Annotated in this window: 12 protein-coding genes and 1 pseudogene; 7 read left to right on the top strand and 6 right to left on the bottom strand. The window is 71.9% G+C overall.

Annotated elements, in window-relative coordinates; translation table 11 throughout:
• From CCN72_RS10150 to CCN72_RS10140, 3 genes and pseudogenes are all read right to left on the bottom strand, one after another.
• A pseudogene (locus CCN72_RS10150) lies at nt 1-212 on the bottom strand (ester cyclase); the annotation flags it as partial.
• Nucleotides 213-295: 83 nt separating this feature from the next.
• Nucleotides 296-1,069 (bottom strand): SDR family NAD(P)-dependent oxidoreductase, encoded by a 774-nt coding sequence (locus tag CCN72_RS10145; protein ID WP_086807224.1) that lies wholly within the window; start codon nt 1,067-1,069, stop codon nt 296-298.
• A 63-nt stretch (nt 1,070-1,132) separates the two neighbouring features.
• A complete protein-coding gene (locus CCN72_RS10140) occupies nt 1,133-1,801 on the bottom strand; it encodes an MOSC domain-containing protein (RefSeq protein WP_086807223.1) in 669 nt (222 codons plus the stop codon).
• 80 nt (nt 1,802-1,881) lie between these two features.
• Here CCN72_RS10140 and CCN72_RS10135 point away from each other — a divergent pair, with 80 nt between their 5' ends.
• The gene (locus CCN72_RS10135) at nt 1,882-2,784 is read left to right on the top strand and encodes a LysR family transcriptional regulator (RefSeq protein ID WP_086807222.1); all 903 of its coding nucleotides are present in this window, start codon (nt 1,882-1,884) and stop codon (nt 2,782-2,784) included.
• Nucleotides 2,785-2,969: 185 nt separating this feature from the next.
• Here the strand turns inward: CCN72_RS10135 and CCN72_RS10130 are convergent, their stop codons facing one another.
• Nucleotides 2,970-3,299 carry a WhiB family transcriptional regulator gene (locus tag CCN72_RS10130; protein ID WP_037657636.1) on the bottom strand — a complete coding sequence of 110 codons (330 nt, stop codon included), beginning with the start codon at nt 3,297-3,299 and terminating at the stop codon, nt 2,970-2,972.
• 380 nt (nt 3,300-3,679) lie between these two features.
• On the opposite strand from CCN72_RS10130, the gene CCN72_RS10125 reads away from it, so the two are divergent.
• The 4 genes from CCN72_RS10125 to CCN72_RS10110 all read left to right on the top strand — a co-directional run bounded on the left by CCN72_RS10125 (nt 3,680) and on the right by CCN72_RS10110 (nt 8,249).
• The gene (locus tag CCN72_RS10125; RefSeq protein ID WP_003948568.1) at nt 3,680-4,291 is read left to right on the top strand and encodes a response regulator transcription factor; all 612 of its coding nucleotides are present in this window, start codon (nt 3,680-3,682) and stop codon (nt 4,289-4,291) included.
• 498 nt (nt 4,292-4,789) lie between these two features.
• Nucleotides 4,790-5,377 carry a sigma-70 family RNA polymerase sigma factor gene (locus CCN72_RS10120; protein WP_085566153.1) on the top strand — a complete coding sequence of 196 codons (588 nt, stop codon included), beginning with the start codon at nt 4,790-4,792 and terminating at the stop codon, nt 5,375-5,377.
• A 139-nt stretch (nt 5,378-5,516) separates the two neighbouring features.
• Complete coding sequence (guaB, locus tag CCN72_RS10115; protein WP_086807221.1) at nt 5,517-7,019, top strand: IMP dehydrogenase; 1,503 nt, start codon at nt 5,517-5,519, stop codon at nt 7,017-7,019.
• 105 nt (nt 7,020-7,124) lie between these two features.
• Nucleotides 7,125-8,249 carry a GuaB3 family IMP dehydrogenase-related protein gene (locus CCN72_RS10110; RefSeq protein WP_037657642.1) on the top strand — a complete coding sequence of 375 codons (1,125 nt, stop codon included), beginning with the start codon at nt 7,125-7,127 and terminating at the stop codon, nt 8,247-8,249.
• A 99-nt stretch (nt 8,250-8,348) separates the two neighbouring features.
• On the opposite strand, the gene CCN72_RS10105 is transcribed toward CCN72_RS10110, so the two are convergent.
• Both CCN72_RS10105 and CCN72_RS10100 read right to left on the bottom strand, forming a co-directional pair.
• Nucleotides 8,349-8,897, bottom strand: coding sequence for a hypothetical protein (locus CCN72_RS10105; protein WP_086807220.1), 549 nt, complete (start codon nt 8,895-8,897; stop codon nt 8,349-8,351).
• 162 nt (nt 8,898-9,059) lie between these two features.
• On the bottom strand, nt 9,060-10,268 hold the full coding sequence (locus CCN72_RS10100; RefSeq protein WP_085566157.1) for a nucleotide sugar dehydrogenase: 1,209 nt from the start codon (nt 10,266-10,268) through the stop codon (nt 9,060-9,062).
• A gap of 279 nt (nt 10,269-10,547) precedes the next feature.
• On the opposite strand from CCN72_RS10100, the gene CCN72_RS10095 reads away from it, so the two are divergent.
• Together CCN72_RS10095 and CCN72_RS10090 are read left to right on the top strand one after the other, a co-directional pair.
• Nucleotides 10,548-12,257: a glycerol-3-phosphate dehydrogenase/oxidase gene (locus CCN72_RS10095; RefSeq protein ID WP_086807219.1), complete on the top strand. Its 1,710-nt coding sequence runs from the start codon at nt 10,548-10,550 to the stop codon at nt 12,255-12,257.
• A gap of 218 nt (nt 12,258-12,475) precedes the next feature.
• A partial coding sequence (locus CCN72_RS10090; protein ID WP_107430084.1) for a serine/threonine-protein kinase occupies nt 12,476-13,854 on the top strand: 1,379 nt, incomplete at its 3' end.

Here is a 13,854-nt window from a genome sequence, read left to right as displayed (position 1 = left end):
TCGCTCTCCGGCCGGCCGGAGCCACGCATCGCGTCCTCGTACGACGGGAACTCCACGACCTCCACCAGGTGCGCGGTGTCCGAGCGGTCCCGGCCGACCAGGGTGTGCGTCGCCGTCCGCCGCCCCCTGGCCCGCGCGACCCAGTCGTCCATGAGCCGGTTCATCTCGTCCGGCCGGTTCGTCCTGCACTCGATGAGCTGTACGAAGGTCATGGCGCCGCCTCCGGCCCCCCTGATCCGGTCGTCACCCCCAGTTTCCCACCGGATCGCCGTCGGCACCCGCCCGCGGGCCGCGCCTACTGCGGGCCGTACTTGCGCCCGGTGCGGGAGGTGACCCCGCCGAGGAGCCCGCGCGGGGTGACCTTCACCAGGCCCATCAGCGCCTTGTAACGGGGGTCCGGGATCGACAGCGACTTGCCGCGCGCCAGGTCGGCGAGGGCCGCCGCGACCAGCTTGTCGGCGTCCAGCCACATCCAGCCGGGGATGTTGTCCGTGCCCATCCCGGCCCGCTGATGGAACTCGGTGCGCACGAACCCGGGGCACAGCACCATCAGCCGCACCCCGGTGCCGGCCAGGTCCCGCGCCGCGCCCTGGGTGAACTGCACGACCCACGCCTTGGACGCGCCGTAGGTGCCCCGGGGCACGAAGGCCGCCACCGAGGCGACATTGACCACCCCGCCCCGGCCGCGCTCGCGCATCGCCTCGGCCGCCGCCGAGGTCAGCCGCAGCACCGCCTCGCAGTGCACCTTGAGCATCGTCAGCTCGTCCGCCATGGAGACTTCCAGATAGCGGCCCTTGTTGCCGAAACCGGCGTTGTTGATCAGCAGGTCGACCGGGTTCTTGCGGTCCCCGAGCCGGTCGGCGACGGTCTCGATGCCCTTGTCCTCGGAGAGGTCGGCGGGCAGCACCTCCGCCTCGATGCCGTGCCGGTCATGCAGCTCGGTCGCCTGTTCGCGCAGCCGCTTGGCGTCCCGTGCCACCAGGACGAGGTCATGCCCGTCAGCCGCCAGCCGCCGCGCGAAGGCGGCGCCGATCCCCGCGGTCGATCCCGTAATCAGAGCCGTTGTCATGACCCAAGGTTAGTGATCGCGGGCGATCCGGACCTGCCGTGTCCGCCATGCGGTGACGGGCTCTCAGCGGGCCTGCTCCGCGACGTACTTGCGGGCCGCGGCCAGCGCTTCCGGGTGCAGGTCGTCGCCCGCGGCGAGCAGCCGGGGCAGCAGCTCCCGCTCGGTGGTGGTCGCGCGGAACTCCATCGCCGCCGTCACCCCGTGGCCGGGCCGGTGCAGGATCTCGACGGCGTCGCCCGCGCGTATCTCGCCGGGCTCGATCACCCGGAGGTAGGCACCCGTCGCCGCCTTCCGGGTGAACCTGCGGACCCAGCCCGGCTCGCCCAGATGGCCCTGGAAGGTACGGCACGGGACACGGCCCGAGGTCACCTGGAGCACCACCGCCGGACCGATCCGCCAGCGCTCGCCGATCAGCGCCCCGGAGACATCGAGCCCGTCGGTCGTGATGTTCTCCCCGAAGCAGCCGTTGGCCAGGGTGCGGCCCAGCTCGCGCTCCCAGTCGTCCAGGTCCTCGCGCGCGAACGCGTACACCGCCTGGTCGTCCCCGCCGTGATGCTTCAGGTCGCACACCACGTCCCCGGCAAGCCCGCTGCCCGCGATCCCCTTCGGACCCGGCGCGGACACCATGACAGGCCCCTCGACCGGCCTCTTGTCGATGCCCGTCAGGCCGTCCGGATGGCTTGTGTACGGCACCGGGCGGGCCTGTCCGACGTTGACGGAGAGAAGCTTCATGCCCGCACCGTACGGGATCGTTACTCAAAGCGTCGAGCGAATTTCGGACGCCTACCCCAAGATGGCCTTATGCTTGAGGGGTGATCGAGGCCCGTCATCTCCGTGTCCTGCGCGCCGTCGCCGCCACCGGCTCATTCTCGGCGGCGGGGCGTGAGCTGGGCTGCACCCAGCCCGCCGTCAGCCAGCAGATGAAGGCCCTGGAGACCTCCGTCGGCACCCCGCTGCTGATTCGCGCGGGCCGCGAGATGCGGCTGACCCAGGCGGGCGAGGCCCTGGTCAGGCACGCCTCCGGCATCCTCGCCGGGCTCACCGCCGCCGAGGAGGAGGTCGCCGCCATCGCGGGCCTGCGGGCCGGCCGGGTCCGGCTGGTCTCCTTCCCCAGTGGCAGCTCCACCCTGGTCCCCACCGCCCTGGCCGCCCTGCGCGCCGCGCACCCCGGCACCCGGGTCTCCCTGGAGGAGGCCGAACCCCCGCGCTCCGTCGAGCTGCTGCGCGAGGGCGACTGCGATCTCGCCCTGGCCTTCCGCTACGAGGGCGCGTCGGTCACCGAGGACTGGGACGACCTGGTCGTACGCCCCCTGCTGACCGACCGTCTGGTGGCCCTGGTGCCCGAGCGGCACCGGCTCGCGCGCGCGGAGACCGTCGCCATCGGGGAGCTGGCCGAGGAGCCCTGGATCGCGGGCTGCCCGCGCTGCCGGGGCCAGCTGGTCGAGGTCTGCCAGGGTGCCGGGTTCGCGCCGCGCATCGACTTCGCCACCGACGACTATCCGGCGGTCGCCGGCCTGGTGGGCGCGGGTCTGGGCGTGGCCGTACTGCCGCAGCTCGCGGTGGAGTCGGTACGGCCGCGAGGGGTGCGCGCGGTGCGCCTCGAACCCGCGGTGCGGCGGGAGATCGTCGCGCTCACCCTGCCCGATCTGGCACAGGTTCCGGCGGTGGCGGCGACCCTGGAGCAGCTGGCACGGGCGGCCGGGCGCGCGGTGTGACACCGCGTCGCGAAGAAGCCCGGTAGGCGCGAAGAAGCCCGGTAGGGGCTCCAGCTGAGAAGCCCGGTAGGGACCCCGGGCGGCGCCGAGGCGTGAAGCCGCGCGGAGTCGCGGGCGCGCGTGGCGTGCCCGGAGGGGTGGGGGCGCCGGAGTATCCGGCGGACCCTGGATGCAGAAACGTTCCTTCAGTGACTGTGGGCGGTGTCGCCGCCGGTGGTCGAGGCGGCCACCAGACGGTTGCGTGCCCGCCCCATCAGCTCCTCGCGCTCGTCCTCGGTCAGGCCGCCCCAGACGCCGTACGGCTCGCGCACGGCAAGCGCGTGCGCCGCGCACTCCGCACGGACCGGGCACCTCATGCAGACCTCCTTGGCCGAGTTCTCGCGAGCGCTCCGAGCCGCCCCGCGCTCGCCCTCCGGGTGAAAGAAGAGCGAGCTGTCCACCCCGCGGCAAGCAGCCAGCAGCTGCCAGTCCCACAGGTCCGCGTTCGGTCCGGGAAGGCGGGAGAAATCTGCCATTACGTGACCCCTTGTAGCCGTTCTGGGCGGATACGGTGCCAACGACCGTACATCTCCGGTCTAAGGAGATGTAAATATGACTCATTGCGAATCTAGCCCCGAACACTACGAAACGGGAAGAAAAGCAGCTGAATGGGGCATAGGTTGTGATGAAAAGTTGAGGGTCCGTTGGGCATGTCTGCACCGTGTCGGTGCCCTCACGTAGAGTGCCGATGACGGTGTGCAGCCCCGTAACTCTTTCGAGTGACCGTCGTTGAGAGTGCGGAGGCGGTTGAAAACACAAGCGCTCGGGCAGGCGTCCGAGGCGGTCGACCGCACAGGTGAGATTCCGTACCAGCCTGGAGGCTCAAGGTGACGCGCATCAGCTGCGGAGGGCGGTCATGACATCCGTCCTCGTCTGCGACGACTCCCCGCTTGCCCGAGAAGCGCTCCGCCGCGCGGTCGCGACCGTGCCCGGTGTCGAGCGTGTGACGACGGCGGCCAACGGCGAGGAAGTCCTCCGCCGCTGGGGCGCCGATCGCTCCGACCTCATTCTGATGGATGTGCGCATGCCCGGCCTGGGCGGCGTCGAGACGGTGCGCCGATTGCTGTCCGCCGATCCCGGCGCGCGCATCATCATGCTGACCGTCGCCGAGGACCTGGACGGCGTGGCTCTCGCGGTCGCCGCCGGTGCCCGGGGCTATCTGCACAAGGACGCCTCGCGCGCCGAACTGCGGGCCACGGTCACCCAGGCCCTCGCCGACCCGACCTGGAGGCTGGCCCCGCGCCGGCTGCGCTCGGCCGAGATGGGCGCCGCGCCCACGCTCACCGCGCGTGAGATCCAGGTCCTGGAGGGCATGAGCCACGGCCGCTCGAACGCCGAGATCGGCCGTGAGCTGTTCCTCTCCGAGGACACCGTCAAGACCCACGCCCGGCGCCTGTTCAAGAAGCTCGGTGCCTCGGACCGTGCCCACGCGGTGGCCCTCGGCTTCCGCTGGGGCCTGGTCAGGTAGGACCCGGCGGGCCCCGCGTGCCATGCCGCGCGGGGCCGGGCGAGTCCTGGCTCTCGGGGGCCGTCGTGAAGATGCCCCTGGTGCCCGGGACCCTCGCCGGTCCGGCGAGCGGAGCCGCGGCAGACCCCCGGTCGGCGCGGCGCGCCCCGCTCCCGGCGGTGCCGTCCGTGTCGTGCGTCCCCGGCGGCTTCCCGCGCCCCGGTGCCCGTCCCGGCGGGTTCCCGCGCCCCGGTGTCCGTCGCGGCCGGCCGGAAGATACCGCGTACGCTCCGCCAGGACGTGCCGTACGGCGGCGTGCAAGGCGGCCCACCGGACGGGCGCTGCTCGTTTCGGCGCGGATGCCGCATCCTTGAGGGTGTGGAGTCTCTCGGGGACGAGTCGGTCGAGCGGAAGGGGAGGGCGCAGGGGATGAGTGCCGGCGCACCTGCTCATAACGCTTCGGTGCACAACCATCAGCACGATGCGACGGACCGGACGGCCGCAGGGCACCATGGACCGATGCGCGAGGACGAGGCGGGCACGGCCCAGGGGGCGATCGGTGCCCTCGTGCTTCGTGCCGTCGACGGCGACGAACAGGCCACGCACGACCTGCTCGCGCACGTCCATCCGCTGGCGCTGCGCTACTGCCGCACCCGGCTGTCGCGACTGCCCGGTGACGCGCGCCACTTCGTGGAGGACCTCGCCCAGGAGGTCTGTGTCGCCGTCCTGCTCGCGCTGCCCCGCTACCGGGACACCGGGCGCCCCTTCGAGGCGTTCGTCTTCGCCATCGCCTCGCACAAGGTCGCCGACCTCCAGCGCGCCGCGATGCGCCATCCGGGTTCGACCGCCGTGCCCTCCGACGAGATGCCCGAGCGGCCCGACGACTCGCTCGGCCCCGAGGAGCGCGCCCTGCTCAGCAGCGATGCCGAGTGGGCCAAGAAACTGCTGGCCAACCTCCCCGAGAACCAGCGCGAACTGCTGCTGCTGCGCATCGCGGTGGGCCTCACGGCGGAGGAAACCGGACAGATGTTGGGAATGTCACCCGGAGCGGTCCGAGTCGCCCAGCACCGGGCCCTGAGCCGGCTGCGGGCCCTCGCCGAGCAGTAGCGGCATCGGCGCCCGGCGTCTTCGTGAACACCGTATGAACATACGAAGCCGAAGGTGATCTTCCGCCGTGGAATTTGCTGGCCATGCCTGCCGTTAGCATGGACATCCGCACCGAGCAAGGCCATTTGGGGAAGGTGTCATGACTGCCAACGTCGACGGAGTGCCCGGAAAATTCGCGACACTCGGGCTGACCTACGACGACGTGCTGCTGCTGCCGGGGGCCTCCGAGGTGCTCCCCAACGCGGTCGACACCTCGTCCCGCATCTCCCGCAACGTCCGGGTGAACATCCCGATGCTGTCGGCGGCGATGGACAAGGTGACCGAGTCCCGCATGGCCATCGCCATGGCCCGCCTCGGTGGCGTCGGCGTCCTGCACCGCAACCTCTCCGTCGAGGACCAGGTCAACCAGGTCGACCTGGTGAAGCGGTCCGAGTCCGGCATGGTCACCGACCCGATCACGGTGCACCCGGAGGCCACGCTCGCCGAGGCCGACGCCCTGTGCGCCAAGTTCCGCATCAGCGGTGTCCCGGTCACCGACCCGGCCGGCAAGCTGCTCGGCATCGTGACCAACCGCGACATGGCCTTCGAGAGCGACCGCAGCCGTCGGGTGCACGAGGTCATGACCCCGATGCCGCTGGTCACCGGCAAGGTCGGCACCTCCGGTCCGGAGGCCATGGAGCTGCTGCGCAAGCACAAGATCGAGAAGCTGCCGCTGGTCGACGAGGGGGGCGTCCTCAAGGGCCTCATCACGGTCAAGGACTTCGTCAAGGCCGAGCAGTACCCGAACGCCGCCAAGGACGCCGAGGGCCGCCTGCTCGTCGGTGCCGCCGTCGGCGCGAGCCCCGAGGCGCTGGAGCGCGCCCAGGGGCTCGCCGAGGCGGGCGCGGACTTCCTGGTCGTCGACACCTCGCACGGCCACAACAGCAACGCCCTCAGCTGGATGGCGAAGATCAAGTCCAGCGTGAACGTGGACGTGATCGGCGGCAATGTCGCCACCCGCGACGGCGCCCAGGCGCTCATCGACGCCGGTGTCGACGGCATCAAGGTGGGCGTCGGACCGGGCTCGATCTGTACCACGCGTGTGGTCGCCGGTATCGGTGTCCCGCAGGTCACGGCCATCTACGAGGCGTCCCGCGCCGCCCGCCAGGCGGGCATCCCGCTGATCGGCGACGGCGGCCTCCAGTACTCCGGCGACATCGGCAAGGCCCTCGCGGCCGGCGCCGACACCGTGATGCTGGGCAGCCTCCTGGCCGGCTGCGAGGAGTCCCCGGGCGAGCTGCTGTTCATCAACGGCAAGCAGTTCAAGTCGTACCGCGGCATGGGCTCGCTGGGCGCCATGCAGTCCCGCGGCCAGGGCCGGTCGTACTCGAAGGACCGCTACTTCCAGGCCGAGGTGGCGTCCGACGACAAGCTCGTGCCCGAGGGCGTCGAGGGCCAGGTGCCCTACCGCGGCCCGCTCGCCAACGTGCTGCACCAGCTGGTCGGCGGTCTGCGCCAGACCATGGGCTACGTGGGCGCGGCCACCATCGAGGAGATGGAGTCCAAGGGCCGCTTCGTGCGGATCACCTCGGCGGGCCTCAAGGAGAGCCACCCGCACGACATCCAGATGACGGTCGAGGCGCCGAACTACAGCGCCAAGTAGTCACCGGAGCGTGCCGAAGGCGGTCCCGGAACATCCGGGGCCGCCTTTGTCGTACCCGTCGGCGATACTGGAAGGCGCTGAAACGCAACAGGAAAGGCCACAGACGTGACTGAGATCGAGATCGGGCGCGGCAAGCGCGGCCGCCGGGCGTACGCCTTCGACGACATCGCCGTCGTCCCCAGCCGCCGTACGCGGGACCCGAAGGAGGTCTCGATCGCCTGGCAGATCGACGCCTACCGCTTCGAGCTGCCCTTCCTGGCGGCTCCCATGGACTCCGTGGTCTCCCCGGCCACCGCGATCCGCATCGGCGAGCTGGGCGGCCTCGGCGTGCTCAACCTCGAAGGTCTGTGGACGCGGTACGAGGACCCGCAGCCGCTGCTGGACGAGATCACCGAGCTGCCGGCCGAGCGTGCCACCCGCCGCCTCCAGGAGATCTACGCGGCGCCCATCAAGGAGGAGCTGATCGGCGCCCGCATCAAGGAGGTGCGCGACTCCGGTGTGGTCACGGCCGCCGCGCTCTCCCCGCAGCGCACCGCCCAGTTCTCCAAGGCGGTCGTGGACGCGGGCGTGGACATCTTCGTGATCCGCGGCACCACGGTCTCCGCCGAGCACGTGTCCTCCTCGCACGAGCCGCTGAACCTGAAGCAGTTCATCTACGAGCTGGACGTCCCGGTGATCGTCGGCGGCTGCGCCACCTACACCGCCGCCCTGCACCTGATGCGCACCGGCGCGGCCGGCGTCCTGGTCGGCTTCGGCGGCGGCGCCGCGCACACCACCCGCAATGTGCTGGGCATCCAGGTCCCGATGGCCACCGCCGTCGCCGATGTGGCCGCGGCCCGCCGTGACTACATGGACGAGTCCGGTGGCCGCTATGTGCACGTGATCGCGGACGGTGGTGTCGGCTGGTCCGGCGACCTGCCCAAGGCGATCGCCTGCGGCGCCGACGCGGTGATGATGGGCTCCCCGCTGGCCCGCGCCACGGACGCGCCGGGCAAGGGCCACCACTGGGGCATGGAGGCGGTCAACGAGGAGCTGCCGCGCGGCAAGAAGGTCGACCTCGGCACCGTCGGCACCATCGAGGAGGTCCTCACCGGCCCGTCCCACACCCCGGACGGCTCGATGAACCTCTTCGGCGCCCTGCGCCGCGCCATGTCCACCACCGGCTACAGCGAGCTCAAGGAGTTCCAGCGGGTCGAGGTGACGGTCGCGGACAGCCAGCACAAGCGCTGACCCGACGGTTCGAAGGCCTCGTACGAGGGCTGCGTACGACGCGAAGGGGTCCGGCCACCACAGCGGTGGCCGGACCCCTTCGCGTGCTCGGGGCGCGTCTTACCGGGCGGCCTTCTTGGCGGCCGAGAACGCGGCGAAACCCGCGATGGCGAAGAATACGAAGGTGAGCGGGTCGGCGTCGTCCTTCCAGGCCTTCTGCACCACGTCGAAGTGGTCGAAGAAGATCTGGGAGAAGCTCAGGCCGGTCACCTTGGCGCCGATCATCGCCTCGCCCACCAGCTGGCCGAAGTACACCGAGACCAGCGCCAGCACCACGGAGGCGATCGGCAGGACGGCGTTGCGGCCGCCCGCCTTGCCCGCCGCGAGGCCGATGACGAAGCCGACACCCACGGCCGCGTAGCCGATCTCGTGCTTGGTGGCGCCCATGATCAGGCCGTAGAGCCCGGCGGCGACCACGGCGGCGACCACCGCGGCGACGAGGCCGAGGGCCGGGTTGCCGCGGACCGGCGCGGGCGCGACGGGGGCCATCGGCATGCCGGGGGCGCCCGGCTGCGGCGGGTACGGCATACCGGTCGGCGCCTGCTGGGCGTACGGGTTGGCGTCGACCGGGCCGGGCCCCGGCTGCGGCGGTGGTGCTGACTGGCTCATGACAGGAATCCCCCCGTGCTGTGGCACAAACTGGATGAGGTGGAACGGGAGACCACTCGCACCTGTGTGCGGTAAGTCCGGGGGAGACTAACAGGCAGGGCCGACAACGCCCGGGTTGTTTTCCTATCGTGACCTGGTGCGGAGTTTCGAACAGAGCGCCCCTCAGAGCCGGTTCGCCGCGCCCGTCGGGGTTGCTCCCCTCGTGTCCAGGAGGAGTTGGGCCTTCACCGACAGGCCCTGGAGGTCGTACGTGCGGTGCTGCTGGAGCAGGATCGTCAGGTCGGCGGCCGCGGCGGCCTCGTAGAGGGAGTCGACGCGCGGGACCGGGCGGTCCAGGACGCTCCAGGCGGGCACGTAGGGGTCGTGGTAGCTCACGGACGCGCCGAGTTCCATCAGACGTGCCGCGATCTCCCGGGCCGGGGCGCCCTGCTGGTCGGGGAGGTCCGCCTTGTAGGTCACGCCGAGCAGCAGCACGCGCGCACACCGGGCGGACTTGCCGTGCTCGTTGAGCAGGGTCGCGGCGCGCTGTACGACGTATCCGGGCATCCGGCTGTTGACCTGCTGGGCCAGTTCCACCATGCGCAGGGCGCGGCTCGCGTGTCCGGTGAGGTCCTGCGGTACGGCGTGGCCGCCGACGCCGGGTCCCGGCCGGAACGCCTGGAAGCCGAACGGCTTGGTCTCGGCGCAGCGGATGACGTCCCACAGGTCGACGCCGAGTTCGTGGCAGAGCACGGCCATCTCGTTGACCAGCGCGATGTTGACGTGCCGGAAGTTGGTCTCCAGGAGCTGCACCGCCTCCGCCTCGCGCAGCCCGCGCGCGCGGACCACCTTGTCGGTGAGCCGGCCGTAGAAGGCGGCGGCCGACTCGGTGCAGGCGGGGGTGAGACCGCCGATGACCTTGGGGGTCCCGGCCGGGGTGTGCGCGCGGTTGCCGGGGTCGACCCGGCTGGGCGAGTAGGCGAGGTGGAAGTCGCGGCCCGCGCGCAGCCCGGAGCCCTCCTCCAGGAGGGGGCGCAGGAATTCCTCGGTCGTGCCCGGCGGTACCGGCGACTCCAGGATGACCGTGGTGTTCGGGCGCAGCCGTCCGGCCAGGGTGCGGGCGGCGGCCTCGACCTGGCCGAGGTCCAGGCCGCCGTCGGCGCCGGGCGGGGTGGGCGCGCAGATCACCGCGGTGCGCACCCGGCCGAGCTGGGCCGGGTCGGTGGCGCGCCGGAAGCCGGTCGCGTGCATCCGGCGCAGCTCGGCGGGGCTCAGCGGCCCCGCCTCGGGTCCGGTGGCATAGCCGAGGGTGGGGATGCCGGCGGCCACCGCGGCCTGGGCGAGCGGCAAACCGTAGGGGCCGAGTCCGATGACGGCGAGGTCTGCGGGCATGGCGTGGGCCGTCCTTCCCAGTAACCGAAGTGGAACCGATGCGCAACCGCTGTGGACAGGATGAACGAGCGCACTGTCACACTAGGAGTAAATATGACCGTTATGTGGGATTCTGTTCGTGTGTCTCCCGGGGGATGTGCGCCGGTTATCCACAGGTCGCGGGCGCGTGGTGGCTGAAGTCGGGCATGCCGGTCAGAATTTGGGCATGAGGTGGTGGTGACCGGCCTCGCCCTCCGGGTGCGGCCGACGCGAGCGAGTCAGCGACAGCGGGAGGCAGCGGTGAGGACAGCGACTCTGGGACCGGTGCAGCGCGCCGAGGCACTGGCGGCGATGGCCGAGCACGAGCTGGACGTACTGGTGATCGGCGGCGGAGTGGTCGGCGCGGGCACCGCGCTCGACGCCGTCACCCGCGGCCTGTCCACCGGTCTGGTCGAGGCCCGTGACTGGGCGTCCGGCACCTCCAGCCGCTCCAGCAAACTCATCCACGGCGGACTGCGCTATCTGGAGATGCTCGACTTCGCGCTGGTCCGCGAGGCGTTGAAGGAGCGCGGCCTGCTCCTGGAGCGGCTCGCCCCGCACCTGGTCAAACCGGTGCCGTTCCTCTACCCGTTGCAGCACCGCGGCTGGGAGCGGCTGTACGCGGGTTCGGGCGTCGCGCTCTACGACGCGATGTCCATGGCCCGCGGCCACGGCCGGGGCCTGCCCGTGCACCGCCATCTGAGCCGCGGTCAGGCCCTGCGCGTGGCACCCTGCCTGCGCAAGGACGCCCTGGTCGGCGCCCTTCAGTACTACGACGCCCAGGTGGACGACGCCCGTCTCGTGGCCACCTTGGTGCGCACGGCCGCGTCGTACGGCGCGCGGGTCGCCAACCGGGCGCGCGTCACCGGGTTCATACGCGAGGGCGAGCGGGTCGTCGGCGCCCGGGTGCAGGACGTCGAGGGCGGCGGGGAGTACGAGGTGCGCGCCCAGCAGGTCGTCAACGCCACCGGGGTGTGGACCGACGACACCCAGGCCATGGTGGGCGAGCGCGGCCAGTTCCACGTCCGCGCCTCCAAGGGCATCCACCTGGTCGTGCCCAAGGACCGCATCCACTCCACCAGCGGGCTGATCCTGCGCACCGAGAAGTCCGTCCTCTTCGTCATCCCCTGGGGCCGGCACTGGATCGTCGGCACCACCGACACCGGCTGGGACCTCGACAAGGCCCACCCGGCCGCCTCCAGCGCCGACATCGACTACCTGCTGGAACACGTCAACTCGGTGCTGGCCGTGCCGCTGCGCCGGGACGACGTGCAGGGGGTGTACGCGGGACTGCGGCCGCTGCTGGCCGGCGAGTCCGACGCCACCAGCAAGCTCTCCCGCGAGCACACCGTCGCCCATCCGGCGCCGGGCCTGGTGGTCGTGGCGGGCGGCAAGTACACCACCTACCGGGTGATGGCGAAGGACGCCGTCGACGAGGCGGTGCACGGCCTGGACCGGCGTGTCGCGGACTGCGTCACCGAGGAGACCCCGCTGCTCGGCGCGGAGGGCTACCAGGCGCTGTGGAACGCACGGGCCCGCATAGCCGCCCGCACCGGACTGCACACGGTCCGGGTCGAACACCTGCTGAACCGGTACGGCTCGATGGCCGAGGAGATCTTCGACCTCATCGAGGCGGACCCCGCGCTCGGCGAACCGCTGCGCGCCGCCGACGACTATCTGCGCGCCGAGGTCGTCTACGCCGCCTCGCACGAGGGTGCCCGCCACCTGGACGACGTCCTCACCCGGCGCACCCGCATCTCCATCGAGACCTTCGACCGCGGCACCCGCAGCGCCCGCGAGGCCGCCGAGCTGATGGCCCCGGTCCTCGGCTGGGACAAGGACCAGATCGAACGCGAGGTCGAGCACTACGAGAAGCGGGTCGAGGCCGAACGCGAGTCCCAACTCCAGCCCGACGACCTGACGGCGGACGCGGCACGGCTGGGCGCGCCGGACATCGTGCCGCTCAGCTGACGGGGCGCCGGGGGGCGTCCGGCGCAGGGGGTTTGACCGGGTGTGACCGAAGGGTCGGCACCGCGGGTCGCCGGGGTCTCACGGGCCGTCATGCCGTCATGCCGAAGGGCGCCTTCGGGGAGCTTCACGGTGGCCGGGGGAGGGGCCCCAGGGCGTGGAGCACTTGTCGGGTGAGAGACAATGGAGGCTCTGTCAGGGCGGGTTGCATGAGGGGACGCATGTCGGAGGCGGAGCGGGCGGGGACATCTCGTCAGGAGACTCGGCAGGGCAAGAGCGGACGGCGTCTCCTCGCCGGGCGGTACCGGCTGGGAGACGTGCTGGGCCGCGGTGGCATGGGCACGGTCTGGCGCGCCGAGGACGAGACCCTCGGCCGCACGGTCGCCGTCAAGGAGCTGCGGTTCCCGACGAACATCGACGAGGAGGAGAAGCGGCGCCTGATCACACGCACCCTGCGTGAGGCCAAGGCGATCGCCCGGATCCGCAACAACAGCGCGGTGACGGTCTTCGACGTGGTCGACGAGGACGACCGGCCCTGGATCGTCATGGAGCTGGTGGAGGGCAAGTCCCTCGCCGAGGTCATCCGCGAGGACGGCGTGCTGGAGCCCAGGCGCGCCGCCGAGGTGGGCCTCGCCGTCCTCGATGTGCTGCGCTCCGCCCACCGCGAGGGCATCCTGCACCGGGACGTGAAGCCGTCCAACGTGCTCATCGCCGACGACGGCCGCGTCGTCCTCACCGACTTCGGCATCGCACAGGTCGAGGGCGACCCGTCCATCACCTCGACCGGCATGCTCGTCGGCGCTCCCTCCTACATCTCCCCGGAGCGCGCCCGCGGCCACAAGCCGGGCCCCGCGGCCGACCTGTGGTCGCTCGGCGGCCTGCTGTACGCGGCGGTCGAGGGGGTGCCGCCGTACGACAAGGGCTCGGCGATCGCCACCCTCACCGCGGTGATGACCGAGCAGCTGGACGAGCCCAAGAACGCGGGCCCGCTGCGGGACGTCATCTACGGCCTGCTCACCAAGGACCCGGCCGAGCGGCTGGACGACGCCGGGGCGCGGGCCCTGCTCGACAAGGTCATCCACGCGCGCGAGCCGGAACCGCTGGACGCCACCCGGGTCGTACCGCTGCCCGCGCAGCCGGCCGAGGGCGGGGGCAAGCGCAGCGAGGAGGCCGCGGAGAAGCTGCGCGGCGCGCTGCGTTCGGTACGCAAGGCGGCGGCGGGGGCCGCGGCCGGTACCGGTGCCGCGGCGGACGCGGCGCGGCCCAAGAGCGGCGGTTCCGCCTCGGCCTCCGGCAAGGGCCCGGGCGCGGCCACCGCGCCGAACCCCGCCGGGAGCCCCACCGCGAACCCCGCCGGGAACAAGGCGGGCAACGCGGGCTCGGCGAAGCCCCGTTCGGGCTGGCCCGTGATGCCCCCGCCGGATCTGGACCTGCCGCCCAGGCCCGTGCCGAAGGCCTCGCTCACGGATGTGGTGCCCCGGCGCACGCTGGTGGTCGTGGCCGTGGTGGTCGCCCTCGCGGTGATCGGCACCGTGCTGGCCGTCGCCCTCAGCGGCGGCGACGACAAGGACGACAAGGGCGCCGCCGCTGAGGGCGACGG

Origin of the sequence: Streptomyces murinus (assembly GCF_002154555.1) — a bacterium.
GTDB classification, from domain to species: Bacteria; Actinomycetota; Actinomycetes; order Streptomycetales; family Streptomycetaceae; genus Streptomyces; species Streptomyces murinus.
This window is presented reverse-complemented; position numbering and strand designations above follow the sequence as displayed.

Excerpts from the sequence above, each read along its gene's own strand:
- CCN72_RS10120 (WP_085566153.1), top strand. The coding sequence starts at position 4,790 with ATGCGCGAGGACGAGGCGGGCACGGCCCAGGGGGCGATCGGTGCCCTC.
- CCN72_RS10105 (WP_086807220.1), bottom strand. The coding sequence starts at position 8,897 with ATGAGCCAGTCAGCACCACCGCCGCAGCCGGGGCCCGGCCCGGTCGAC.
- CCN72_RS10140 (WP_086807223.1), bottom strand. The coding sequence starts at position 1,801 with ATGAAGCTTCTCTCCGTCAACGTCGGACAGGCCCGCCCGGTGCCGTAC.
- CCN72_RS10130 (WP_037657636.1), bottom strand. The coding sequence starts at position 3,299 with ATGGCAGATTTCTCCCGCCTTCCCGGACCGAACGCGGACCTGTGGGAC.
- CCN72_RS10125 (WP_003948568.1), top strand. The coding sequence starts at position 3,680 with ATGACATCCGTCCTCGTCTGCGACGACTCCCCGCTTGCCCGAGAAGCG.
- guaB (WP_086807221.1), top strand. The coding sequence starts at position 5,517 with ATGACTGCCAACGTCGACGGAGTGCCCGGAAAATTCGCGACACTCGGG.
- CCN72_RS10100 (WP_085566157.1), bottom strand. The coding sequence starts at position 10,268 with ATGCCCGCAGACCTCGCCGTCATCGGACTCGGCCCCTACGGTTTGCCG.
- CCN72_RS10145 (WP_086807224.1), bottom strand. The coding sequence starts at position 1,069 with ATGACAACGGCTCTGATTACGGGATCGACCGCGGGGATCGGCGCCGCC.